The 25,350-nt window shown below is 38.1% G+C and carries 19 protein-coding genes; 4 read left to right on the top strand and 15 right to left on the bottom strand.

Annotation, left to right across the window (positions count from 1 at the left end; all coding sequences use genetic code 11):
* From O970_RS06325 to mnmL, 9 genes are all read right to left on the bottom strand, one after another.
* A partial coding sequence (locus tag O970_RS06325; RefSeq protein ID WP_024496283.1) for an ATP-binding protein occupies nt 1–1,180 on the bottom strand: 1,180 nt, incomplete at its 3' end.
* Between the two features lie 28 nt (nt 1,181–1,208).
* Nucleotides 1,209–2,282, bottom strand: coding sequence for a DNA replication/repair protein RecF (gene recF / locus O970_RS06320; protein WP_024496282.1), 1,074 nt, complete (start codon nt 2,280–2,282; stop codon nt 1,209–1,211).
* 63 nt (nt 2,283–2,345) lie between these two features.
* The gene (dnaN, locus tag O970_RS06315) at nt 2,346–3,449 is read right to left on the bottom strand and encodes a DNA polymerase III subunit beta (protein ID WP_024496281.1); all 1,104 of its coding nucleotides are present in this window, start codon (nt 3,447–3,449) and stop codon (nt 2,346–2,348) included.
* Between the two features lie 18 nt (nt 3,450–3,467).
* Nucleotides 3,468–4,847, bottom strand: a complete 1,380-nt coding sequence (dnaA, locus tag O970_RS06310; RefSeq protein WP_024496280.1) for a chromosomal replication initiator protein DnaA — start codon at nt 4,845–4,847, stop codon at nt 3,468–3,470.
* 265 nt (nt 4,848–5,112) lie between these two features.
* On the bottom strand, nt 5,113–6,711 hold the full coding sequence (locus O970_RS06305; RefSeq protein WP_024496279.1) for a bifunctional aspartate transaminase/aspartate 4-decarboxylase: 1,599 nt from the start codon (nt 6,709–6,711) through the stop codon (nt 5,113–5,115).
* Nucleotides 6,712–6,744: 33 nt separating this feature from the next.
* The gene (gene aspT, locus O970_RS06300) at nt 6,745–8,433 is read right to left on the bottom strand and encodes an aspartate-alanine antiporter (RefSeq protein WP_024496278.1); all 1,689 of its coding nucleotides are present in this window, start codon (nt 8,431–8,433) and stop codon (nt 6,745–6,747) included.
* 247 nt (nt 8,434–8,680) lie between these two features.
* Nucleotides 8,681–9,736: a porin OmpA gene (ompA, locus tag O970_RS06295; RefSeq protein WP_024496277.1), complete on the bottom strand. Its 1,056-nt coding sequence runs from the start codon at nt 9,734–9,736 to the stop codon at nt 8,681–8,683.
* A 142-nt stretch (nt 9,737–9,878) separates the two neighbouring features.
* Nucleotides 9,879–10,823, bottom strand: a complete 945-nt coding sequence (rdgC, locus tag O970_RS06290; protein ID WP_105291846.1) for a recombination-associated protein RdgC — start codon at nt 10,821–10,823, stop codon at nt 9,879–9,881.
* 54 nt (nt 10,824–10,877) lie between these two features.
* Nucleotides 10,878–11,825, bottom strand: coding sequence for a tRNA modification radical SAM protein MnmL/YtqA (gene mnmL / locus O970_RS06285; RefSeq protein ID WP_024496275.1), 948 nt, complete (start codon nt 11,823–11,825; stop codon nt 10,878–10,880).
* A 384-nt stretch (nt 11,826–12,209) separates the two neighbouring features.
* On the opposite strand from mnmL, the gene gltB reads away from it, so the two are divergent.
* Nucleotides 12,210–16,676, top strand: a complete 4,467-nt coding sequence (gltB, locus tag O970_RS06280; protein ID WP_024496274.1) for a glutamate synthase large subunit — start codon at nt 12,210–12,212, stop codon at nt 16,674–16,676.
* A 2-nt stretch (nt 16,677–16,678) separates the two neighbouring features.
* Nucleotides 16,679–18,082 (top strand): FAD-dependent oxidoreductase, encoded by a 1,404-nt coding sequence (locus O970_RS06275; RefSeq protein ID WP_024496273.1) that lies wholly within the window; start codon nt 16,679–16,681, stop codon nt 18,080–18,082.
* A gap of 60 nt (nt 18,083–18,142) precedes the next feature.
* Here the strand turns inward: O970_RS06275 and rapZ are convergent, their stop codons facing one another.
* The 6 genes from rapZ to O970_RS09890 form a co-directional block, all read right to left on the bottom strand.
* Nucleotides 18,143–19,012, bottom strand: a complete 870-nt coding sequence (gene rapZ, locus O970_RS06270) for an RNase adapter RapZ (RefSeq protein WP_024496272.1) — start codon at nt 19,010–19,012, stop codon at nt 18,143–18,145.
* Nucleotides 19,013–19,037: 25 nt separating this feature from the next.
* Nucleotides 19,038–20,456, bottom strand: a complete 1,419-nt coding sequence (locus tag O970_RS06265; RefSeq protein ID WP_024496271.1) for an RNA polymerase factor sigma-54 — start codon at nt 20,454–20,456, stop codon at nt 19,038–19,040.
* Nucleotides 20,457–20,474: 18 nt separating this feature from the next.
* A complete protein-coding gene (gene lptB / locus O970_RS06260; protein WP_024496270.1) occupies nt 20,475–21,200 on the bottom strand; it encodes an LPS export ABC transporter ATP-binding protein in 726 nt (241 codons plus the stop codon).
* Nucleotides 21,201–21,202: 2 nt separating this feature from the next.
* Nucleotides 21,203–21,721, bottom strand: coding sequence for a lipopolysaccharide transport periplasmic protein LptA (gene lptA, locus O970_RS06255; protein ID WP_024496269.1), 519 nt, complete (start codon nt 21,719–21,721; stop codon nt 21,203–21,205).
* 32 nt (nt 21,722–21,753) lie between these two features.
* Complete coding sequence (lptC, locus tag O970_RS06250; RefSeq protein WP_024496268.1) at nt 21,754–22,305, bottom strand: LPS export ABC transporter periplasmic protein LptC; 552 nt, start codon at nt 22,303–22,305, stop codon at nt 21,754–21,756.
* A gap of 229 nt (nt 22,306–22,534) precedes the next feature.
* Nucleotides 22,535–22,690 (bottom strand): hypothetical protein, encoded by a 156-nt coding sequence (locus O970_RS09890; protein WP_166667089.1) that lies wholly within the window; start codon nt 22,688–22,690, stop codon nt 22,535–22,537.
* A gap of 223 nt (nt 22,691–22,913) precedes the next feature.
* Between O970_RS09890 and O970_RS06245 the strand changes: the two genes are divergently transcribed.
* Both O970_RS06245 and O970_RS06240 read left to right on the top strand, forming a co-directional pair.
* Complete coding sequence (locus O970_RS06245; protein ID WP_024496267.1) at nt 22,914–24,107, top strand: efflux RND transporter periplasmic adaptor subunit; 1,194 nt, start codon at nt 22,914–22,916, stop codon at nt 24,105–24,107.
* Nucleotides 24,108–24,109: 2 nt separating this feature from the next.
* Nucleotides 24,110–25,350: ATP-binding cassette domain-containing protein (locus O970_RS06240; RefSeq protein WP_024496266.1), on the top strand; the 1,241-nt coding region annotated here is incomplete at its 3' end.

Raw genomic sequence — 25,350 nt, 5'->3', positions numbered from 1 at the left:
TACGGCGGGTCATTTCCCTTGCTTTACGTGCTGCTTCGCGCGCACGGGCTGCGTCAATAATTTTACCCACAACCGTTTTAGCATCAGCTGGGTTCTCTAATAGATATTCAGATAGTTTTTCTGCCATCGTCGACTCTACCGCAGATTTGACTTCGGACGAGACCAATTTATCTTTAGTTTGTGATGAGAATTTAGGATCGGGTACTTTCACTGAAATCACCGCAATTAATCCTTCACGCGCATCGTCCCCTGTCGCACTAATCTTCGCTTTTTTACTGTAGCCTTCTTTATCCATATAGGTGTTTAAGGTACGTGTCATTGCAGCTCTAAAACCAGCTAAATGGGTACCGCCATCACGCTGTGGGATATTATTGGTAAAGCAGTAAATGTTTTCTTGGAAACCATCATTCCACTGTAAAGCCACTTCGACACCGATGTCATCTTTTTCGGTACTAAAATAAAATACCTTAGAGTGGATAGGATTTTTATTTTTATTTAAATATTCAACAAATGCCTGAATCCCCCCTTCGTATTTGAAGTTAACCTGTTTATCGGTACGCTCATCAACTAACGTAATAGATACACCAGAATTAAGGAATGAAAGCTCACGCAAACGTTTAGCTAAAATTTCATATTGAAATTCAATGTTAGTAAAGGTGGCTGGGCTTGGCCAAAAACGTACATAGGTCCCCGTTTTATCGGTATTACCAATAATGGATAGTGGCGCTTGTGGTACGCCTAGGTGATAAATTTGTTGGTGAACGTTGCCTTCGCGACGAATCACTAATTCTAATTTATCTGATAAGGCATTTACCACTGAGACTCCAACCCCGTGTAATCCACCTGATACTTTATAGGAGTTGTCATCAAATTTACCTCCCGCATGTAAGACCGTCATAATGACTTCTGCGGCAGAGACACCTTCCTCTTCATGAATGCCGGTAGGGATACCACGACCATCATCCTGAACAGAAACCGAATTGTCAGAATGGATGGTAACTAGAATTTCACTACAATGTCCAGCTAGTGCTTCATCGATAGCATTATCGACGACCTCAAAGACCATGTGATGTAAGCCAGTACCATCATCAGTGTCACCAATATACATACCTGGGCGCTTACGAACGGCATCAAGACCTTTTAATACTTTGATACTGGATGAATCATAAGAATTAGACATTTGTTTCTCGCTTTATTTCATAGACTTACTAGGATGAAATTATACCAGATTTTACGTAAAAAATCTTATCATTTTCATCACACATATAAGACACCTGTTGTTGATTTAATGCGGTAATAAATACTTGTGCTTGTGTTTGTTTTAGACGTTTAGCTAGTAGTGCTCTCTTGTCTTTATCTAGCTCAGAAGCAAAATCATCAATAAGATAAAGGCAACGTTGTTGTCGTTGTTGGGTATAGTACTCACCTTGCGCTAAGCGTAAAGCACACACCAATAATTTTAATTGCCCACGAGAAAGTAGATCCTCAACAGGAATTTGCCGACTGCGTAAACAGAGATCGGCTTTATGTGGACCTAAGGCGGTATACGTAAGTTGTCTATCACGTTCAAAGTGCTCGGCTAACACTTGCGCATAATCAGCCTGTACATCCCAACCTTGGTTATAAAGGCAATCGATTTGATATTCAGGTAAAAAATCATTCGCCGTTGATAATAATTCAGGAATAATATTTTCCGCATATTGTCGTCGAATTTGGCTGACTTGATTGGCTATCGGTACTAACTCTTTATCCCAGTGTTTTAGCTGTGCATAGTTGGTCGATTGCCTTAACGCCGCATTACGCTGTTTAATTAAACGACGTAAATTATTCCAAAGGGCAAAAAACTCAGGATAGTGGTGAAAACAGCCCCAATCTAAAAAGGCCCGTCGATATTTAGGTCCTCCACTAAGTAAATCAAATCCTTCTGGCGTAATTAATTGTATTGGTAATAATTGGGCAAGCTGTGCAATTTTAAATCCTTGATCGCCATCTATTTTTATACGATTATCACCACTGCGAGATTTTGATAATCCCAGACTATGTAGATGACCGTTTATCAAAATTTTGCCATGCAGCACCAATTCAGGCTGATCATGTTGAATGATACGGTTAGATTGCTGATGGCGAAAAGCACGACCATGCCCTAGCATATAGATCGCTTCTAGAAAGCTGGTTTTACCACTGCCGTTATCACCGACCAAAAAATTAAATTGTTCAGATAGCGTTAATTGCGCGTGAGTAATATTGCGAAAATGATGAATAAATAATTGGGATATCGACATGTCTATGATTAAATGCTGAGTATGTGAGAATATCGCCCGTTATATATCGGGCGATTTAATGTACTATAAACGCATTGGCATAACAACGTATGTTGCCGTTGGGTTATTGGCATCTTCAATTTTAACACTCGAGGTAGAATCGGTTAAAAGCAACGCCACTTCATCGCATTTTAATACATTAAGGACATCTAACAGATAGTTAACATTAAAACCAATTTCAAGTTCAGGCGAGGAATAATTAACATCCACGATTTCTTCTGCCTCTTCTTGTTCTGGGTTATTAGCGGTAATTTTAAGTTGATTATTGTGGATATACATACGTATACCACGGAATTTTTCGTTCGATAAAATGGCCGCACGTGAGAACGCATTTTTTAGCATATCACATGGCGCGATTAATTTCTTATCCGGATTTTTGGGTAATACACGGCGATAGTCTGGGAAACGACCATCAATCAATTTAGTGGTAAAAGTAAAATCCGCTAAATTTGCACGTAAATTATTATTACCAATCTGGATATTAATCACATCTTCACTATCACTGATTAATTTAGCGAGTTCTAATACCCCTTTACGCGGAACAATCACAGAATGTGATGTCGCAAACGCTTGTCCAATTGAACGCGAACTTACCGCTAAACGGTGACCATCGGTGGCGACAGTACGTAATAACTCACCTTCTGTCTCAAATAACATACCATTGAGATAATAACGTACATCTTGATTTGCCATTGAAAATTGGACCATATCAATGAGATGTTTTAATGTTTTTTGTGGAATAGAGAATTCAACTTCACTTTGCCAATTCTCCAAATTTGGAAAATCACTGGCAGGTAAGGTGGATAAGGAAAATTTACTACGTCCAGATTGGATAAGTAAACGGCTCTCTTCTAAGATAATAGCGATTTCTGCACTATTCGGTAAACTGCGACAAATATCCACAAATTTACGTGCGGGTACTGTTGTTGCTCCAGATTCGTTGCCTTCATTTAATGGAATTCTGGCGATCATTTCAATCTCCATATCCGTGCCCGTTAATGAAAGCATATTGTCACTGACCTGAAGTAAAATATTTCCCAAAATCGGTAATGTTGGTCTGCTGCTTAATGGCGCGCTAACTTGTTGTAACGGTTTTAGTAATTTTTCACGATCAATAATAAATTTCATAATCTTTGTTTGATCCGATTAAGTTGAAAGTGTTCGAATTAAATTTGAGTAATCTTCTTTTATATCATTACTCTCTTCACGTAATTCAATAATTTTTCGACAGGCATGCAATACTGTCGTATGATCACGGCCGCCGAAGGCATCGCCTATCTCAGGTAAGCTTTTATTAGTCAATTCTTTAGCTAATGCCATTGCGACTTGGCGCGGTCTAGCGACTGAACGCGATCGTCTTTTTGATAATAAGTCGGCGACTTTTATTTTATAATATTCGGCGACCGTTTTTTGAATATTCTCAATGGTGACTAATTTTTCTTGTAAAGCAAGCAGATCTTTTAGGGCTTCTTTAACAAAGTCGATAGTAATCATTTTTCCAGTAAAATTAGCATTGGCGATAACACGATTGAGTGCACCCTCTAATTCGCGGACGTTGGAGCGTAAGCGTTTGGCAATAAAAAAAGCAACTTCTTCTTGTAATTTAATGCCATTTTCTTCAGCCTTTTTCATTAAAATTGCCACGCGTGTTTCTAATTCGGGCGGTTCAATCGCAATGGTCAATCCCCAACCAAAACGCGATTTTAGCCGATCTTCAACACCATTGATCTCTTTTGGATAGCGATCAGACGTTAAAATGATCTGTTGATTCCCTTCTAGTAAGGCATTAAAAGTATGAAAAAATTCTTCCTGAGAACGTTCTTTATTAGCAAAAAATTGAATATCATCAATCAGTAATGCATCAACCGAACGATAATAACGTTTAAACTCTTCGATAGCATTATTTTGTAACGCTTTTACCATATCTTGTACAAAGCGTTCGGAATGCATATACACAACACGCGCATTGTTTTTGGTTTGCATAATGCCATTACCGACAGCATGTAATAAGTGAGTTTTTCCTAATCCCGTTGACCCATAAATAAATAATGGATTATATGATTTTCCTGGGTTTTCGGATACCTGTTTAGCGGCAGCACAGGCTAGTTGATTTGATTTCCCTTCAACAAAACTAATAAACGTATGTTTTGGATTAATACCTGAGTGATATGCTAACTCAACTTGTGCGTTTTCTGTGGTTTTCCATGAAGGTAACGTTTTTGTATTTGGTTTTACATGGGGTTCTGAATTTATTTGCCCAGTAGGTTTTGGCGGCGTCGAGACCTTATTACCCACAGCTAAATGTAATGAAGGTGCTTTATCATCAAATAATAAATGTAAAATTTGTGATATTTTAGGTAAATATTTATTTTTTACCCAATCAAGCACAAAACGATTGGGTGCATAGAGTGAAAGTTTATTGTCGTTAAGTTCGGCCTGAAGCGGACGGATCCACATATTAAATTCTGTAGATGGAAGATCTTCTTGTAATTGATCTAAACATTGTTTCCATATGGACACAGACACAGGAACCTCTTCACAAGCTAAATTAATTTAAACACAAAATTGGAGACTAATTATAGCTTAATTTTTGGATAAAAGTTCATATATTTATCTTAAATTAAAAGTTACGCACAAAAATTGTCGTTAGTACAAGGAATTAAATAATATTTTTTAACTTAATTTGATGATCAATTGATGAGAAATAAACAAAATTAAGATCAAACTCAATACGTGGAATGAAGTAAGTATTGAATTTGATCTAAAAGGATTATGCTAATTAACTTAACACTTATTTTCCTTTGTTATGCTTAAATTGTTCGTAAGATTTACTCGCCAATTTATGAATAGAAGTACCAATTGCTTTATATTGATATTCATTTAAATTCGCCAACGATACACGAGCCGATGGATGTTGTACCGCAAATCCTTGACCTGGTAATAATACCACGCCCGCTTCACTAGCAATAGTGAACAGCAATTCATTGGCATTTTTAGTGGTGATAATCCATTTAGCAAAGTCATCGCCATATAATTTACGCGCGATATCTTCAAGGTCAAGCAATGTATAGTAATCCACACTATTTTCATCAAACTCATGCTCAACACCTAGTTGTTTGTATAATGCTGCACTTCGGCGTTGAATTAGATTGATTAAGGCTTTCTTATAACCTTGATTATTATCCATTAATTCAGCCAATGCAAATAAGACCATTTGTACTTGCTGTGGCGTGGAGAGACCAGCAGTATGATTGAGGGCTACAGCACGACTATCCCCGACTAAACGATCAATAAATTTCAACTTTTCTGGCTCAGGAATAATAGAGGAATAACGTTTATTTAAGATTTCTTTTTCTGCATGAGGAAGATTAGCAATTTTCTTATCAAGGATATTATTACGCGTTAAACCAATAACACCTAATCGCCAACCCGTTGCACCAAAGTATTTAGAAAATGAATAAACTAAAATGGTATTGTCAGGACAGATAGTAAATAATGAACGGAAATTATCAACAAAGGTACCATAAACATCATCGGTGAGTATGATAAGATCTGGTCGTTTTTTGACGATATCAGCAATAATGTCTAAACTCTTATCATCAATTTTTACTGATGGCGGGTTAGATGGATTAACTAAATAGAAGGCTTTAATCGATGGATCTTCTAATTTGCGTAATTCACTTTCAGGATATTGCCATTTCAAGGCCGGATCGGCATTAATTAATACTTCATGTAACTCATAATCATTTAATTCAGGGATTTCCAAATATGGGGTAAAAATTGGTGCGCCTAATGCAATCTTATCACCTGCTTTAAGTATGCCATTTTCCTTCATTGAATTGAAAAGATAAGCCATCGCACCCGTTCCGCCTTCTGTCGCAAAAAGATCAATGTCATCATTTGTCATTGACGTTGCTCCCATTTCACGTAGGATATAAGCTTTGACGATTTCTTCTGAAATGGTTAACATTCGGTCAGGTACTGGGTAGTTACAACCTAAAATCCCTTCGGTCATTTCTTGTAGATATTGATAAGCATCGAGCCCTAATTGGTCACGTACAAAAGAAAGCGCTTTACTTAAAAACATGACGCCTGGGTTTTCACATTTATGGCGAATGAAACTCTCAAAACGTCCCATTAATCCATCTTTGATTGGCATACCGCCCACATTTTCATTTAGAAATGAAAATGACATTTCCGATTCTTGAGCTGCAAACAAACCAAGCTGGAAAAATGCGTAGCGAGGCAACGTCGCTAGAAAATTGGGATTACCACGACCCGCATTTAACATAACACGGTCACTGCGGCTTTGGGCGATTTCAATTAAACTATTTTTTAGCTCGAAAGGGCTTAAATTAGCTAGTTTTGAATAATCGGTTTTATTGTCCATAATAAAATCCTCTGAGGTTATTAACTAAAATTCTTATACAAGAGCCACAATTAATGGACCCAATAAAGTTAGGAACACATTGGCTAGCGCATAAGTGATGGCAAATGGCGTGGTTGGAATAGAATTTCCTGCTTTATCAAGTATTTCACCAAAAGCGGGATTGGCACTGCGAGAGCCGGCTAACGCCCCAGCAAAAACGGCTGCATTATCATAACGAAGCACATAACGTCCGAATGGGATGGCCAAAATAAGAGGAAGTATCGTCACAACCACACCAATTAAGAAGAGGGATAATCCTTGTTCTCTGATAGTGGTGATCGCTTGTAAACCTGTTTGTAGCCCAACGACTGCTACAAAACCAGCCAGACCAAAATCTTTCATGAATTGTGAGGCTGCGCTAGGCATATTACCAATAATTTGATGTCGGGTTCGTATCCAACCAAATATTAAGCCCGATAATAATGCACCACCACCTGAACCAAGGGTGATTGGAATGCCGCCAATACGTACAATAATCCAACCTATAATTAAACCGACAACCACACCTAGACCATGATAACTCCAATCAGTTTTAGTGCTTTGTGGAATCATCTGCCCAATGCTTTTTATTACACGTTGTAAATCACTTTCGGCACCATAAATAGTTAATACATCTCCCATTTTTATTTGGGTATTGTCATCCATTTCTACTTTTTCGCCAGCACGTTGGATCCCAATTAAATAAACGCCATGTTGTATTTGGAATGCATTTTCAGTCGCCCGAATCTGTTTAAGAGTTTGATTAGCATAAGTACTATTACGAAACACCACGTCTTTGGTATCAACAATAATATCTAAACCAGATTCTGAAGGGAGTTCCGGGCCAAACTGTTCACTGGCTTTAATTACTGCTTGGCGATGACCAACAACGAGAATAATATCTTTCTGTTTTAAGAGGGTCGTTGAGGCGCTATCGATAACTTTGCCATTTCGTTTAACCCGCTCAATGGTTATCCCTTTAATTTGCATCTCGATGTCTTGAATTGTTTTACCAAAATCTTGATTGATTCGATAAACTCGACCAACAATGCCGGTTAAAGCCATGCCTTGTGTCCCTTCAAGTGCTACTGCGCCATGTAATTGATTCATTTCAGCAGCAACAGCATCATCACGAATATCACGTCCCATAAATTTTTGTAGTAGGTTTACACAAATAATAATCGCACCTAACGAACCAAAAATATACGTCACCGCATAGCCAATAGCGACATTTGCTTGCATTTTTTGAAGTTCTTCAGGTGATAAACCAAGATGAGATAACGCATCACCAGCAGTACCTATGATCGCTGATTGAGTTAATCCACCCGCCGCCAGACCAGCGGCTAACCCTTTGTCTAAATGGAATAGACGTGCTAGCACAAATACGGTGATAAATCCTGTAATCGCAATAAATAGGGCTAAAAATATTTCACGAATACTTTTTACACCTAACGAGCGGAAAAATTGTGGTCCACTTTCGTAACCAACAGCATAGATAAATAAAGCAAATAATATCGCTTTAATACCCGAATCAATTGATACGTTAAGTAAGCTAAGCAATACGGCAACTAACAGCGAACCTGCGACACTACCCAGTTGGAATTTACCAAAACGGAGCTTTCCAATTGTGTAGCCTAAACTAAGTGATAGAAACAGAAGTATTTCTGGTGATTCCTTTATACCATTCAAAATCCAATTTAGCATGATACTTGTCCTATATGGAGAAATAATAACCAGAATAGTTTAGCATTGTAAATGTAAATAATTTCTGCGTGCTTATCTAATTATTTGAAAAAATAGATAAAATGGCAAGTAAGGATAAAATGAGCAAGGTCAATAAGCGGTTGATTATCAATAATAAAGAGAGGTGTTTTTTCTTTAGGCAATAAAAAAATCTGATCCAATCTAAGATTGAATCAGATTTTTTATACGATGGATGGAAAAAAACGAATTATCTAACAGAAGTTTGGTTGTCAACAACAACTTGTTCTACGTTTTTCGCTTTTACTTCGATTTCAACACGACGGTCTGGACCTAAACATGCTTTTAAGCTATTACCGCGTAATGCATTACATTTGTTACCTGTAACTGGTTGAGTTTTACCTGCACCACGAGCAGAAATCACTTCACTTGGAACGCCTTTGCTGATTAAGTAGTGCATAACTGATTCTGCACGACGTTCAGATAATTTTTGGTTATAAGCCGCTGAACCGATACGGTCAGTATGGCCAATAACAACGATAGCGCCTTCAGTTGGGTTGATAGATGCTAACGTTTTTAATAACGCGTCAAGTGCTGTTTCGCCTTCTGGTTTTAATGTCGCTTTTGAATAATCAAATAACACATCTTCATTTAATACAAAGCGGTTTTCTTTGACTTCTAATTCAGCTGGTTTTGCCACAACTTTAGTTGTTGGGCCACCTAAGTTATAAATAAGACCTAAAGATAATAGACCATTGTCTGGATGGAAGTCTTTAGGACCGTTATTACCAATGCGGTTAACCCATTGATAGTCAACACGTGCAGTGAAGTTATCAGTTAGCTTATAATCGAAACCACCACCAAACACTGGAGAAACAGATACATTACTCTTGTCATATTCGTTGCCTTTGAATTTAGTGTGGTGAATAAATGCACCTGCACGCGCATAGAAATCTAAGTCATCAGTGATGAATGCTAATGGGTAACTTAATTTACCAGTTACAGACGCACCATGAACGGCAAATTTGTAATCATCTTTATCTTCTACTTTGCTTTTAAATTTAGCATTACCAAGATAGTCATAACCAAGCTCAATTGCCATATATGGATTAGCTTGATAACCTACGAATAAACCACCACCAACTTGATCGTCTGGCTTTTTGAAATCATCGCCAAGACCAGCATGATGGAAAGATGACCAACCTACTTTACCACCTGCGTAGAAAGTATTTTCTGGCTGAGCAGCGTGAGCTGCTGATGTTAAGCTAGCAATTGCCACTGCTATAGCTAAAGTTGTTTTTTTCATTTTCAAACCTCAACATGTTTGTTTTTGAGTAAATTCATTTACTTTGTTTGGAACAGTTTATAATAAAGATAAAAATATTATAAGTCATGTTATTTTATTTATTTCCTATTTAGTTGTATCAAAAATTAACCATCTTGGCAATTTATTTGATATCAAGTAGCTTCACTATATCGTATAAATTATTTAAAGTATTTATTAAGGTATTATTTTGGATAAAGAAATCTGCTTCCAAACGTTTTTCAACATCAGCGCGATCAATATCTTCATTTTTATCTAATAAAATTGGATCGTATTGAATTCGTTTAATGGTCATATCACTTTGTAAAATAAAACTAATTGTCTCTTCTTGAATTAATTTTAATTTGGTAATTTGTTTACCTGAGTCGATATGAATAATGATTTCTTCGGTAGTTAATTCTTGCTGTTTACAACGAATGATACCGTTACCCTCTAACGGATCTTTTAGTTCAGCTTCATCACCTAGTATAAATGGTGGTAAATGCGAATTGTTCTTAACCCATTTGGTCAATAATCGTTCTAAAGGCGTGTCATAATGCCATGGGGTTAATGGTAAAGAACCCACACTTTTACGTAGTAAAGTGATAATATCTTCAGCCTGTTTATAACTTGAAGCATCAGCGATAATACGCTGATTTTCAGTATCAATCCATAGCCAATAATAGCGGTATTGGCTAAAAGCTCGTGGCAATAAATCGATTAAAACTTCATCTTTTAACGCCTCTTTTTCAATTTTTTTTAATTTGCGTTGCTGCGCCTTTTCCAGTTTTTCAATTTTGACTTGCAACGCTTGTTTGATAACCGAAGCGGGTAACATTTTACGCTCTTTCTTGGCTCTAATTAAAAAATGACCTTCCACTGCTAATACATAGTGTTCATTTTTGTCGCCATAAGGCGAGATCCAACCAAGTTTAGTTAAATCTTGACTACCACAAGGGGTAAATGCCATTTTTCTCAACGCATTTTCAAGCTGTTCTTGATTAAATAGCATTTCTTTACTAAATTGATAAACAATTGCGTTTTTAAACCAAAGCATCAATGTACTACCTTTTAAACTTACTTTACTCATAGTATACCATAATGCGTCACGCCTGCGGAGGAAAACCGACGTATAAAAGGCTCATCATTCGCAATTAACATCAAGATGAGATTGAAAACGATAGACATCGCCCAAGGCTTGTCCCTGTCCGCCAAATTGTCTTAAATTTTTATCGACCGCATTCATTGATAGCCAGTGATTTTCGCACCACTCTGGCGCCAATAAAGTAGGTTTACGCGCATTAGCCGAAATGCGATGAAATAAGATGTGTTTAGGTGTGTGGCGAATTAACTCGCCAGCAATATCTACATATTCATCTAAGGTTAATGGTGTGATTCTCCCAGCACGCCAAGATTGCGCCATAATACTTCCTTCAACGATATGTAAGGGGTGCAGTTTAAGTCCATCCACACCACTATCCAGGACTTGATTAAGCGTTGAAAGATTATCGCGTTTAGTTTCACCAGGTAAACCAATAATTAAATGGGTACAAACTTTAATGCCAAGCTGCCTTGCCTTCTGAACGGTGTAGTGATAATCAGCATAATTATGCCCCCGATTAATACGTTTTTGGGTGTGATCATTGGCGGTTTGTAATCCAAGCTCAAGCCAAACTTCGTAACCTTGTTGTTGATATTCCGCTAATAAAGTCAAGGCTTCATTGGGCACACAATCAGGACGAGTTCCGACACAAAGCCCAACAATATCTGCACTCGCTAAGGCCGATTGATACATAAGACGTAATTTATCGACTTCAGCATAAGTACTCGTATAAGCCTGAAAATAGGCTAGATAGCGTTTGGATTTTTTCATTTGATTAGCTTGTTGTGCGAGTTGTTGGTGAATACTTTTTACCTGAATGCTTTCATCAATAATTGACGAGACATTGCAAAATGTACAACCACCACGCCCTAGCGTGCCATCACGATTGGGACAAGTAAAGCCACCGTGTAAGGTCAATTTATAAATTTTTTCGCCATAGCGGCGTTGCAAATCGGCACCAAAGGTGTTGATGACTAAATGTAACTGCATAGTGTTATTATCCTGATAAAAAATAAAATATAAGTATTAAATTAATACAAATTTGATCTAAATTTGTGTTATTGTATTAATTTGGTGCAAATTCACATTAATTATATTAATAACTAATTAACTGATTATTAAAAGAATGATTAATGATAAATATTCATTTGACGCTATGTCGTTTTATCGTTAATTTTCGACCTTATAGTATGGTGGAGTAAAGTCAATAACAAGTTATGTTTTTTACTTCGCGATATTTCCAAGAAATTTCCCAAGCTAATGTTATAAATTCAACTTAATGAATAAGCTTATATAAAAACAAAAATAACTCTAGCTGATAACAATAGATTAATTAGCAATGTCTGCACTCACAATATTTGGAGAGATACTCTTATGTTATATAAACAACATCATGAGAAAGATAACTGCGGATTCGGTTTGATTGCGCATATTGATGGAAAACCGAGTCACAAAGTGGTTAGAACAGCGATTCATGGTTTAGCACGAATGCAGCATCGCGGTGCAATTTTAGCGGATGGTAAAACAGGCGATGGCTGTGGTTTATTATTACAAAAGCCCAATCGTTTTTTTCATCATGTTGCGCAAGAAAAGGGCTGGCGTTTAGCCGCTAATTATGCTGTGGGTATGCTTTTCCTTAGCGCTAATCCACAACACGCACAGATCAGTCGCCATATTGTTGAGCAAGAATTACTTAATGAGACGTTATCCATTGTTGGTTGGCGTGAAGTACCTATTGACCCCGATGTATTGGGTGAAATAGCCTTTGCAAGCTTACCGCGTATTGAACAGGTTTTTATTAATGCGCCAGCTGGTTGGAGTCATCTAGATTTTGAACGTCGTTTATACATGGTGCGCCGTCGTATTGAAAAACGGGTGCAAGATGATGATTTTTATGTATGTAGTCTTTCTAATCAAGTCATCATTTATAAAGGCTTATGTATGCCTAAAGATTTGCCATGTTTCTATTTGGATCTTGCCGATCTACGTATGGAAAGCGCAATTTGTTTATTCCATCAACGTTTTTCAACCAATACGGTGCCTCGTTGGCCGCTTGCTCAGCCTTTCCGTCATTTAGCCCATAACGGTGAAATTAATACTATTGAGGGGAATCGGCAGTGGGCAAAAGCGCGTGCATATAAGTTTAAAACGCCATTGATTCCCGATCTACACGATGCAATGCCATTTGTGAATGAAACGGGATCAGATTCAAGTTCATTAGATAATATGTTAGAGCTATTTTTAGTTGGTGGTATGGATATTGTCCGTGCTATGCGGTTATTAGTTCCACCCGCTTGGCAACAGAATCCCGATATGAATGAAGATTTGCGCGCTTTTTTTGATTTTAACTCGATGCATATGGAACCATGGGATGGACCGGCAGGTATAGTAATGTCTGATGGTCGCTACGCGGCCTGTAATTTAGATCGTAATGGATTACGTCCCGCACGTTATATTATTACCAGCGATAATTTAATTACGTGCGCCTCGGAAGTCGGTATTTGGGACTATCAACCTGATGAAGTAGTTGAAAAAGGGCGGGTTGGACCAGGTGAGCTGTTAGTTATCGATACCCAAAACGGTAAAATATTACACTCAGCTGAAACAGATAATGATTTACAACGTCGTCATCCTTATAAGGTATGGATGACGAAAAATGTTAAACAACTTATCCCTTTCGAACAGTTAGCAGATGAACCAATTGTTCGTGATTTTTCTGAACAGCAATTATTAACTTATCATAAACAGTTTGGTTACTCCTTTGAAGAATTAGATTTAGTTATTCGTCCTTTAGGTAACAATGGACAAGAAGCAACCGGATCAATGGGGGATGATGCGCCATTTGCGGTATTATCTAGTCGTACAAGGCTGATTTATGATTATTTTCGTCAGAAATTTGCTCAGGTCACCAATCCACCGATTGATCCATTACGTGAAGCGCATGTCATGTCATTGGCAACGAGTATCGGTCGAGAAATGAATGTGTTTGTCGAAGCAGAGGGGCAAGCACATCGGGTCGCATTTAAATCGCCGATTTTAGTTCCTTCAGATTTTAAACAGTTATTAGCATTGGAATCGGAATATTATCAGCATGATATCTTAGATATTACTTATGATATTGATGGTAACTTACAAGAGGCATTAGAAGCCATCTGTGCAGAGGCAGAAGGAAAAGTGCGAAATGGTTCAGTCTTAATCATTTTATCAGATAAAAATATTGCACCAGACCGTCTACCTATCCCCGCCCCCATGGCCGTTGGTGCGGTACAACGCCATTTAGTTGAGCAAAATTTACGTTGTGATGCCAATATTATTGTAGAAACCGCTAGTGCACGTGATCCCCATCACTTTGCTGTATTAATTGGATTTGGCGCTACCGCTATTTATCCGTATTTAGCCTATGAAACATTAGCGCATTTAGTTGATAAAGGTGCAATAAAAGAGAAATCTTACCGTCAAGTCATATTGAATTATCGCAATGGGATCAATAAAGGTCTGTATAAAATCATGTCTAAAATGGGTATTTCAACCATTGCCTCTTATCGTTGTTCAAAACTGTTTGAAGCCGTTGGATTACATGAAACGGTGGTTGAGTGCTGCTTTGCTGGCGTAGATAGCCGAATTAGCGGTGCCGATTTTAGTGACTTCGAACAGGATTTATTCGCTTTATCCACACAAGCATGGGCAAAACATAAAGCTCTCGAACAGGGCGGATTATTGAAGTTTGTTTATGGTGGGGAATATCATGCTTATAACCCTGATGTTGTACAGTCGTTACAAAAAGCAGTAAATAGCGGTAGTTATCAAGATTATAAATGCTACGCGGAGACGGTGAATCAGCGTCCAGTCGCTATGTTGCGTGATTTATTAAAAATTAATCCGCCAACAGGTGCAGCAATAGCAATTGAGCAGGTGGAGTCAGAACAGGAATTATTTAAACGTTTTGATTCTGCGGCAATGTCAATTGGTGCTTTAAGCCCTGAAGCGCATGAGTCATTAGCTGAAGCGATGAATACCTTAGGTGGTTTTTCAAATTCGGGAGAGGGTGGCGAAGATCCGGCGCGTTATAATAGTATTAAAGTTTCGCGGATTAAGCAAGTCGCTTCAGGCCGTTTTGGGGTGACCCCTAGTTATTTAATGAGTGCTGATGTAATTCAAATTAAAGTCGCTCAAGGCGCAAAACCCGGTGAAGGCGGACAGCTACCAGGAGATAAAGTCACACCTTATATCGCACGGCTTCGCTATTCAGTACCTGGTGTCACCTTGATCTCACCTCCTCCACACCATGATATCTATTCTATTGAGGATTTAGCTCAGCTTATCTTTGATTTAAAGCAGATCAATCCACACGCATTGATTTCGGTAAAATTGGTCTCTGAGCCTGGTGTTGGCACCATTGCAACTGGTGTGGCTAAAGCTTACGCGGATATGATAACTATCTCAGGTTATGATGGTGGTACAGGTGCAAGTCCACTTACTTCGGTTAAATATGCAGGTTCGCCGTGGGAACTTGGGTTAGTTGAAACACAACAAGCTTTAGTCAGTAATGGCTTACGCCATAAAATTCGTCTGCAAGTAGATGGTGGCTTAAAAACAGGACAAGATATTGTAAAAGCCGCGATTCTAGGCGCAGAAAGCTTTGGATTTGGAACGGGGCCAATGGTAGCGCTGGGCTGTAAATATTTGCGTATTTGCCATTTGAATAACTGTGCCACTGGCGTCGCGACCCAAGAAGCACGTTTACGTCGCGATCATTATCATGGTTTACCTGAGAAGGCGATGAACTATTTTCGTTTTATCGCGCGTGAAACCAGAGAAATTATGGCTGAATTGGGCGTGAGTCATATCGTTGATCTTATTGGTCGTACCGATTTATTGGTTGAACTCAATGGGATGACGACTAAACAACAAAAACTTGATCTTTCTGGCTTATTGCGAGCCGCTAAACCATTGGCGAATAATCCTGTTTATTGTACTGAGCGCAATCCCGCTTTCGATAAAGGTAAATTAAATCAAATGCTAATACAGCAGACAAAATTTGCTGTTGATCAGCAACAACCTCAACAATTACAGTTTACCATTAGCAATATCGATCGTTCGGTTGGCGCGACCTTATCAGGTTACATTGCTCAGCAATATGGCGAGCAAGGTATTGCCGCTACGCCTATTCATATTGATTTTACGGGTACAGCAGGGCAAAGTTTTGGTGTCTGGAATGCAAATGGTTTAAATTTAACCCTAACCGGAGATGCGAATGATTATGTCGGAAAAGGGATGGCTGGTGGGCAAATTGTAATTAGACCACCATTAGGCGCCTTATTTGCACACCATGAATCGACCATAGTTGGGAATACTTGCCTTTATGGTGCCACAGGCGGAAAACTCTTTGCAGCAGGAAGTGCTGGTGAACGTTTTGCGGTGCGTAATTCTGGAGCACTAGCCGTTGTTGAAGGAATAGGCGATAACGGTTGTGAATATATGACGGGCGGTGTTGTTTGTGTTCTGGGACATACTGGCGTTAATTTTGGTGCCGGTATGACAGGCGGTTTTGCTTATGTTTGTAATGAGCAAGATAAATTTACTAAACGCGTGAATACGGAATTAGTCGAATTAATCGCATTAACCACCGTACCAAAGCATGAACAACACTTACAGCAGTTAATTACTGAGCATGCACAGTTAACGCACTCGACACGTGCCGCCGATATTTTAGCTAATTGGGCGCACTATCGTACCCAATTTGTATTAGTTAAACCAAAAGCCAATCAACTTAGTTCATTATTGACACAGCGTGGAACCTCTGACACGACGTTAACTGTCAAGACCCTATCAGGGAGATAATTATGAATCAGAAAGTATATCAATTTATCGATCTAGAGCGTGTCGATCCGCCTAAAACAGCACTAGCGGTGAGAAAAGTAGAATTTGTTGAGATTTATGAAGATTTTGTTACTAAACAAGCACAAACTCAAGCTGAACGCTGCTTAGCCTGTGGCAACCCTTACTGCGAATGGAAATGTCCTTTACATAACTATATTCCTAATTGGTTAAAGTTAGTTAAAGAAGGACGAGTGTTAGAAGCAGCTGAACTTTGCCATCAAACTAACAGTTTACCTGAAGTGTGTGGTCGCGTTTGTCCACAAGATCGCTTATGTGAAGGTTCTTGTACATTGAGCGCCGAATTTGGTGCGGTGACGATTGGTCATATTGAGCGTTATATTACCGACCAAGCGTTCCAATTGGGTTGGAAACCCAATTTAAATGATGTGGAGCATTCAGGTAAGCGTGTGGCAATTGTTGGTGCTGGTCCTGCTGGCTTAGCATGTGCTGATATATTAGTACGTCATGGTATTTCACCAGTTGTATTTGATCGCCATCCTGAAATTGGGGGATTATTAACCTTTGGTATTCCCTCATTTAAATTAGATAAAGCAGTGATGACCCATCGGCGTCAGCTCTTTACTGAAATGGGGATTGAATTTAGGCTAAATACTGAAGTAGGTAAAGATGTTGATTTTCAATCACTTCTCGCTGAGTTTGATGCCGTGTTTATTGCTGTTGGAACCTATCAATCGATAAAAGGGGGATTTGATAATGAACACGCAGCGGGAGTTTACGCAGCATTACCCTATTTAATTGCCAATACGAAACATACTTTAGGGTTAACATCATCTGATTATGTCGATATGCAAGGTAAGCGTGTCGTGGTGTTAGGGGGTGGCGATACCGCGATGGACTGCGTCCGTACGGCGATTCGTCAAGGTGCCGCAGAAGTGACGTGCGCATATCGACGCGATGAAAGTAATATGCCAGGTTCAAAACGTGAAGTCATCAATGCACGGGAAGAGGGCGCTAAATTCTTATTTAATTTACAACCAATTGATTTAGTATTAGATCAGCAAAATCAGGTTAATGGGATCCGCATGGTCAAGACTTTTTTAGGTGACGCTGATAATCACGGTCGCCGTTATCCTGTTGTGGTTGAAAATTCAGAGCATATTTTGCCTGCTGATGCTGTCATTATGGCATTTGGCTTTAAGCCGCACGCCATGCCTTGGTTGGCACCATTTGATGTCAATGTTGATGCTCAAGGACGAATTATTGCCCCTGCTGATAGCAGCTATCAGACCTCCAATCCTAAAATTTTCGCTGGTGGCGATGTGGTTCGTGGTTCTGATTTAGTGGTAACGGCCATCGCCGAAGGTCGAAAAGCCGCTGAAGGTATCATCGCCTTTTTGGATATTTAAACGGTAACGATATAAACAACAATAAGTAAACACTTATTGTTGTTTATATCGTTTAGCATATTAACAATGGCTACTACGTAATTGACCTTTATCCAGATTACGGTGGTGTATTTGTACTTGCTTGTCTCTATTTCGGAAAAACTGCGCTAATTGTTCAGCAATATAGACTGATCGATGTTGACCTCCCGTACAACCAACCGCAATGGTTAAATAACTCCGATTATTACATTCTAATAGTGGTAGCCATTGCAATAAATAGGTATTGGTCTGATGAATAAATTCATTCACGCTCGATTGTTGGCTGAGAAAATCAATTACCGGTCCATCTAATCCCGTTAATGGACGCAAGGCAGGATCCCAATGCGGATTAGGCAAAAAGCGCACATCAAAGACAAAATCGGATTCGGTCGGAATACCATGCTTAAAGCCGAAAGATTCGAAAATAATCGTTAATTCTCTTTCTTTTTTGCCCGTTACTCGTTCTCGCAATATATCCGCCAACTGATGTACAGATAAATTAGTCGTATTAATAATTAAATCCGCACGTGACCTTAGTGGCTCTAAGTATTGATTTTCTAAGTCAATTGACTCATCAAGTGAACGATAATAGTTGTGCAATGGATGTTGACGACGAGTTTCACTATAACGTTTAATTAACGTAGCGCGATCAGTATCAAGATAAATAATTTGTGGTGATATAGCGATAGGAAGTCGGTTTAATATTTCTTCTAATTGTTGATTACTTGCGGGTAAATTACGGATATCTAAACTAATCGCAACAGGGGAATGTCCATCAATTAGTGTTTGTGCTAATTTTGGTAATAACACTAATGGCAAATTATCAACGCAATAAAAGCCCATATCTTCAAGTGATCTTAGCGCGATCGATTTCCCTGAACCACTACGACCACTAACTATCATTAATAACATAATTTGTCTCCATCATAAACGATGACTAATCAAGGGTTTTACGTTGATGGGAAGGCGCAATAGCCAATAACTCTCGATATTTTGCTACAGTACGTCTGGCAACTATCATGCCTTTTTCCTCCAATAATTCTGCGATTTTGCTGTCACTTAAGGGTTTTTTACTATTTTCATTGGTAATCATTTTTTTTATTAATGCTCGAATAGCCGTCGATGACGCATCATTTCCAGTGTCGGTGTGCACGCGACTGGAGAAGAAATATTTTAACTCAAAAATACCACGAGCACACTGTAGATATTTTTGAGTGGTAATCCTTGAAATGGTCGATTCATGCATATTAATTGCTTTGGCGACATCGGCTAACACCATCGGTTGCATTTGTTCTTCTCCATATTCAAAGAATTTTTGTTGATGTTTCACTATAAATTGACTTACTTTGCGTAATGTTTCATGTCGATTCTCGATACTTTTAATAAACCAATTCGCCTCTTGTAAATGCGTTCGAATAAATTGCCCATCACTGGCATTGACCTGTTTTTCTATCGTCGCATAATTTTGATTAATTTGTAACTGAGGTGTAATTTGATTATTTAGGATAACAGACCAATGTCCAGCCTGTTTTTTTACTAAGACATCAGGAATAATATATTCTGGGGACGCTATATCAATTTGTTCACCAGGATAAGGATTCAATTGCAGGATTAAGTCAATGGCACCTTTCAATATTTGGTCTTTAAGATTGAGTTTCTTTTTTAAGATTCGATAATCATGGGTGGCAAGTAAAGATAAATATTGATTAACAATTAACTTGGCTTCTTTTACATAAGCCGTATCTGCGGGATACTGATTAAGCTGAATAAATAAGCACTCTTGTAAGTTGCGTGATCCCACGGCGATCGGATCAAATTGCTGAATACGTTTAAGTACAACTTCCACTTCATCAAGTTCAATAGTCCTATCTTCTTGACTGGCTAAGATTTCATCCAGAGTAAGTGTTAGGTAACCTTGGCAATTAATCGCTTCAATAATAATTGTAGCTATTGTTCTATCTTGCTCACTAAATGGCGTTAAATTGAGTTGCCACATCAAATAATCGTGTAATGATTGATGATTGGTATTTTGCTCAATGGATAATATATCATCACTATAACCAACCGCTGGTGCGCGGTTAAAAGCGCCTGCGCTATAAATATCAGTGAAGGTCGTTTCTAATTGACCATGACTGGAAATAGCCTGGGAGGTAATGTCATCGAGTACATTATTCGCTTCATCCATAGCCGTATTAACTGGATGCTCAACGACTTCTAGGAGGGGATTATTTTCTAGCGCTTGTTGGATTTCTTGTTGTAATTCTAAGGTAGAAAGCTGCAATAAGCGTATCGCCTGTTGCAGCTGAGGTGTAATTGATAATTGTTGAGAAAACTTTAGCTGTAAGCTAGGTTTCATAAAATTAGTATCATTATTTTATAATCTAAATTCTTTGCCCAAATAGACGCGTTTAACATGTTCATCATTCAGAATTGCCGTAGGAGAACCTTCTGCAAGTAAATGACCTTGGTTAACAATATAAGCACGTTCACATACATCTAACGTTTCACGGACATTATGATCAGTAATCAAAACCCCAAGCCCGCGATCACGTAAATGTTTAATAATGTTTTTAATATCAATTACTGAAATAGGATCGACCCCAGCAAAAGGCTCATCAAGTAAAATAAATTTAGGATTGGCTGCCAGTGCGCGGGCAATTTCTACTCGACGCCGTTCCCCACCTGAAAGTGCTTGACCTAAACTGTCTTTAATATGGGTAATATGAAATTCTTCTAATAATTCCATCACCCGATCATGCCTATCTTTTTCATCCACATCTTGGCGAATTTGAATAATTGCCATTAAATTATCATAGACAGTGAGACGGCGAAAAATCGACGCTTCTTGTGGTAGGTACCCAATCCCCATGTGTGCCCGTTCATGCAGCGGTTGTAGACTGATATCTTGATCATCAATGAAAATACGTCCCGCATCTAGCGCAACAATGCCCACCACCATATAAAAAGTCGTTGTTTTACCAGCCCCATTAGGGCCTAATAAACCAACAATTTCACCTGAGTTAACACTCAGGCTGACATTTTCAACAACGCGCCGATTCTTATAAACTTTGGCCAGATTAAGTGCTTTTAGTGTTGCCATGACTATTTATTTATCTCATTAATTTGGTTTGGAATAATAGTAGTTCTCACACGCGTTGAACCATTGCCCTTGGCTAAAATTTGTTGTTGATTAATATTATAAGCAATAACTTGACTGCGAATAGTATTATCTTGCTGATTAAGTTCGGCATCACCAGTGAGTGTCACGGTATGAGATTTAATATCATAAACTAACTGCGCAGCATGACCACTGACAATTTTGTTATTGGTCATAGTCTGTTTAAATTTTACAGGTTCGCCATATGCAGTAACACGTTGTTCTTCTTTATTTTGAATATGACTAATCACTACACGTTCCGCCATAATTTTAAAATTATCTTGTTCAATCAGAACGTTACCACTAAAGGTGATGGTATTATTTTTAATATCAATTTGCTGATTATCTGCGTCGATATGAATGGGTTTATTATTCATTGTAGTCGATGTCGGCATAGCTATGACTGAGGTCGACAGCATAACGAATGCACTAAATAATAAACGTACTAAATATCTGTCTTTCATAAATTCTAATCTGCTTTAAGGTTAAAAAGTGACTATCGATAAAATGTTTTCACATTTTGTAATAAGTTTGCCGTTTTTTCTTTCAAATTGCCATTTAATTTTTCACCCGTTGAATAAAAATCGGGACCTTTTATGGTTACGGTTTCTGGTGACGTAATCTCCTGATTCATTAAATTAATCTTAGCTCTTTTGGTTTCGATACGTTCTAAATGGGAATGTGGCGTTAGATTGATTAATTGGACACCGCCATCCAGACTAAGCATACGATCTTTGGTTAAATACGCTCTATTCGCTTGTAAATGCCATGTTGCTGACTTTTGTCGATCATAAAGCATCACATCTGGCATCGAAAAGTAACTTTCGCCTTTTTCAGCAAAATAAGCCACTTGACTCGCCTGAATTTTATATATGATTTCCCCCGATGGATCATACACTGTCGTTAACATCGCTTCACTTTGATATGTCGGTGCTTTAGAGATATCAAGGTCTATCGTATTCCCCTTATTATTTTGAGGCGAAAAATAGTAATAAATGAGTACAGACAGAATAATTAAAAGACTATAAATAATATTTCGTTTCGACATATAAATTAATTATCCTGTTTCATGATTTGATTTTGCTATTTTACGCTAGTTTCTATTTAATTTTAACTAACTTTTAGTTTATGTCTAAATTTATATAGTCATTCTGTTACTTATCGCGTTATTAATAGTGGCAGACCACTTACCAATGGTGAGCAATCATCTTATGTTTATTGCGATAAAGTCATCTCAATCTAAGCCGACGAATATTCATAAAACGGTCATAGATAATTTAAACCGCAAGCTTTATGAGCGATAAATTAATCGTATAAATCACATCAACAAACCATGTAATTAAATCGATTCGCTGCTTATCACTATCATAAGTCAAATTAATATAAACTTGCTGATGGATAGCTATAATGACTAATACTGTTATATCTCTCATTTATATCATATTTAGAATAAATTAAAATAGTAATTATTATCATCTTTAAGTTATATAATGTTATAGTTAACAATTTAGTTAAAAGAGTTAATAAAAATGCGATTAAAATAGCATTGATTATGCCTATTGGGGCATGATAATACTATCAATATGCATCTTAACGTTTTTATTAAGTTGTTATGATTAATTTAAATAAATTAATAGTCAACTATTTGGGGAAGGAATGCGTATCACAACGTTTACTAAATTAAAATATATACTTATTTTGGTATTTATTATTATTACTTTGTCAATAATTATTCATACTTTTTTCATTACCAAAACACCACCTAATTATATCACTGAACGCGTAATGCGAGGTAATATTGAAGAAACGGTACTTGCTGATGGTACGATTAGTGCCTTTAAACAAGTGAGTGTTGGTGCACAGGTTTCGGGACAAATTAAAAAACTTTATGTTGAATTAGGTCAGGAGGTGAAAAAAGGAGATAGAATCGCCGAAATTGATGATCTCACTCAACAAAATAATTTAAAACAAAGTCAAGCCTCATTACAAAGTTTATTAGCTCAGCGTAGTTCGAAGCAAGCACAACTTAAAAATTATCAATTGACTTATCAACGGCAATATACATTGATGCAACAAAAAGTCGGGGCACAAGCCGATCTGGATTTAGCTAAAGCTAATTTAGATAGTATAAAAGCCGATATCTTATCATTAGAATCCGATATTATACGTGCACAAATTGCCGTAGATAATGCCAAATTAGATTTAGGTTATACCAAAATTAATGCTCCGATGGATGGTGTTGTTGTCGCGATTCCTGTCGAAGCAGGACAAACGGTCAATTCGGTACAAAGTGCCCCCACTATTGTCAAGATTGCACAATTAGACAAAATGACCATTGAAGCACAAATTTCAGAAGCGGATGTGATCAAAGTCAAAAAAGGTATGCCAGTTTATTTCTCCATTTTAGGCAAACCGACCTCTTTTTATCGTGGTTTAACATTACGTGATATAAAACCTGCTCCAGACTCAATTAATAATGAGAGCCTCAGTACCAGCAATACCTCCACTACCACTGCCATTTATTATAATGGTTTGTTTGATGTGGATAATCCAGAACGAATTTTACGTATTTCAATGACGGCCCAAGTTTATATTGTATTAGCTGCTGCTGATAACACGCTACTTGTCCCCGCGATGGCTGTTGAGATATCACCCAAAGACAGTAGGAAAGGCAAGGTTAATGTGCTTGATCAAAACGGGAATGTTATAACCAAAAATGTAGAGATAGGCATTAATAATAATGTACAAATCGAAATTCTATCTGGATTGGCAGAGGGCGAAGAGGTGATTATCAGTGGTACATCCATGGTGAAAAATCGCAATATGCCGCCAATGCGAATGAGACGATAATCATGACCATACCATTAATACAATTAAAACAGATTACCCGTGAATTTACTTCTGGTGATTCGATCATTCAGGTATTAAAAGCCATTAATTTAACGATTAATGCTGGAGAAATGGTGGCGATTGTTGGCGCATCGGGATCGGGAAAATCAACGTTAATGAATATCCTCGGCTGTTTGGATAAACCAAGTTCGGGTGAATATCTTCTCAGTGGGCGTCTTACTCGTCGCTTAAATTCCGATGAATTAGCCGAATTACGCCGAGAGCATTTTGGTTTTATCTTTCAGCGTTATCATCTACTCAACGCCTTAACCGCAGAAGGCAATGTTGAAATGCCAGCCATTTACGCAGGCATAGATCGCCAGCAGCGACAGCAACGTGCACAAGCGTTATTAACGCGTTTAGGGCTTGGCGAAAAGTTAACCAATAAACCGACTCAGCTATCTGGTGGTCAACAGCAGCGGGTAAGCATTGCTCGCGCATTAATGAACGGTGGGCAAATTATTCTTGCTGATGAACCAACCGGTGCTTTAGATAAACAAAGTGGTCAGGAAGTATTAGCTATTTTACAAAATTTGCACCAGCAAGGGCATACCATCATTATGGTTACTCATGATATGCAAATTGCTCAAAATGCGCAGCGAATTATTGAAATTAGTGATGGTCAGATTATTTCTGACACCATAAATCCCCGTTTTGGGTCACACGCCATACCATCACCGAAATCAATTGAACAAACTAAAACCAATGACAATTTTACCTCAATACGCGACCGTTTTTTTGATGCGTTTAAAATGGCATTATTATCAATGGCATCACAGCGTTTACGCACTTTTTTAACTATGTTGGGCATTATTATTGGGATCGCTTCGGTGGTTTCTGTGGTTGCTTTGGGACAAGGCTCGCGTCAGAAAATTTTAGCCGATATTAATTCGATGGGAACCAGTACGCTGGATATTTATGCTGGTTCAGGATTTGGTGATCGCAATGCGGCGCGTATTACCACCTTACGCTCAGCTGATGCAGATGCGTTGAAACAACAAAATTATATTCATAGTGCAACACCGAATTTGTCTACCAGTGCCTACTTTCGTGTAGGGAGTCAAGCATTAACAGGAACCATTAATGGCGTCGGCGAACAATTTTTTGCGGTACGGGGTTATACGCTTTATCAAGGACAAGTATTTAATCATAATGCGATACTTAATTCAGCCCAAGAGGCGGTAATTGATGAAAATACCGCCAA

The sequence above is a fragment of the Candidatus Schmidhempelia bombi str. Bimp genome, assembly GCF_000471645.3.
GTDB classification, from domain to species: domain Bacteria; phylum Pseudomonadota; class Gammaproteobacteria; order Enterobacterales; family Orbaceae; genus Utexia; species Utexia bombi.
Note: the sequence above shows the minus strand (reverse complement) of the source record. Positions and strands in the feature narration are given on the sequence as shown.

Coding starts and splice junctions, on each gene's coding strand:
- O970_RS06245 (WP_024496267.1), top strand. CDS start 22,914: ATGCGTATCACAACGTTTACTAAATTAAAATATATACTTATTTTGGTA.
- dnaN (WP_024496281.1), bottom strand. CDS start 3,449: ATGAAATTTATTATTGATCGTGAAAAATTACTAAAACCGTTACAACAA.
- O970_RS06305 (WP_024496279.1), bottom strand. CDS start 6,711: ATGGACAATAAAACCGATTATTCAAAACTAGCTAATTTAAGCCCTTTC.
- ompA (WP_024496277.1), bottom strand. CDS start 9,736: ATGAAAAAAACAACTTTAGCTATAGCAGTGGCAATTGCTAGCTTAACA.
- recF (WP_024496282.1), bottom strand. CDS start 2,282: ATGTCGATATCCCAATTATTTATTCATCATTTTCGCAATATTACTCAC.
- O970_RS09890 (WP_166667089.1), bottom strand. CDS start 22,690: ATGAGAGATATAACAGTATTAGTCATTATAGCTATCCATCAGCAAGTT.
- lptC (WP_024496268.1), bottom strand. CDS start 22,305: ATGTCGAAACGAAATATTATTTATAGTCTTTTAATTATTCTGTCTGTA.
- aspT (WP_024496278.1), bottom strand. CDS start 8,433: ATGCTAAATTGGATTTTGAATGGTATAAAGGAATCACCAGAAATACTT.
- rdgC (WP_105291846.1), bottom strand. CDS start 10,823: ATGAGTAAAGTAAGTTTAAAAGGTAGTACATTGATGCTTTGGTTTAAA.
- gltB (WP_024496274.1), top strand. CDS start 12,210: ATGTTATATAAACAACATCATGAGAAAGATAACTGCGGATTCGGTTTG.
- lptB (WP_024496270.1), bottom strand. CDS start 21,200: ATGGCAACACTAAAAGCACTTAATCTGGCCAAAGTTTATAAGAATCGG.
- lptA (WP_024496269.1), bottom strand. CDS start 21,721: ATGAAAGACAGATATTTAGTACGTTTATTATTTAGTGCATTCGTTATG.
- O970_RS06275 (WP_024496273.1), top strand. CDS start 16,679: ATGAATCAGAAAGTATATCAATTTATCGATCTAGAGCGTGTCGATCCG.
- rapZ (WP_024496272.1), bottom strand. CDS start 19,012: ATGTTATTAATGATAGTTAGTGGTCGTAGTGGTTCAGGGAAATCGATC.
- mnmL (WP_024496275.1), bottom strand. CDS start 11,825: ATGCAGTTACATTTAGTCATCAACACCTTTGGTGCCGATTTGCAACGC.
- O970_RS06265 (WP_024496271.1), bottom strand. CDS start 20,456: ATGAAACCTAGCTTACAGCTAAAGTTTTCTCAACAATTATCAATTACA.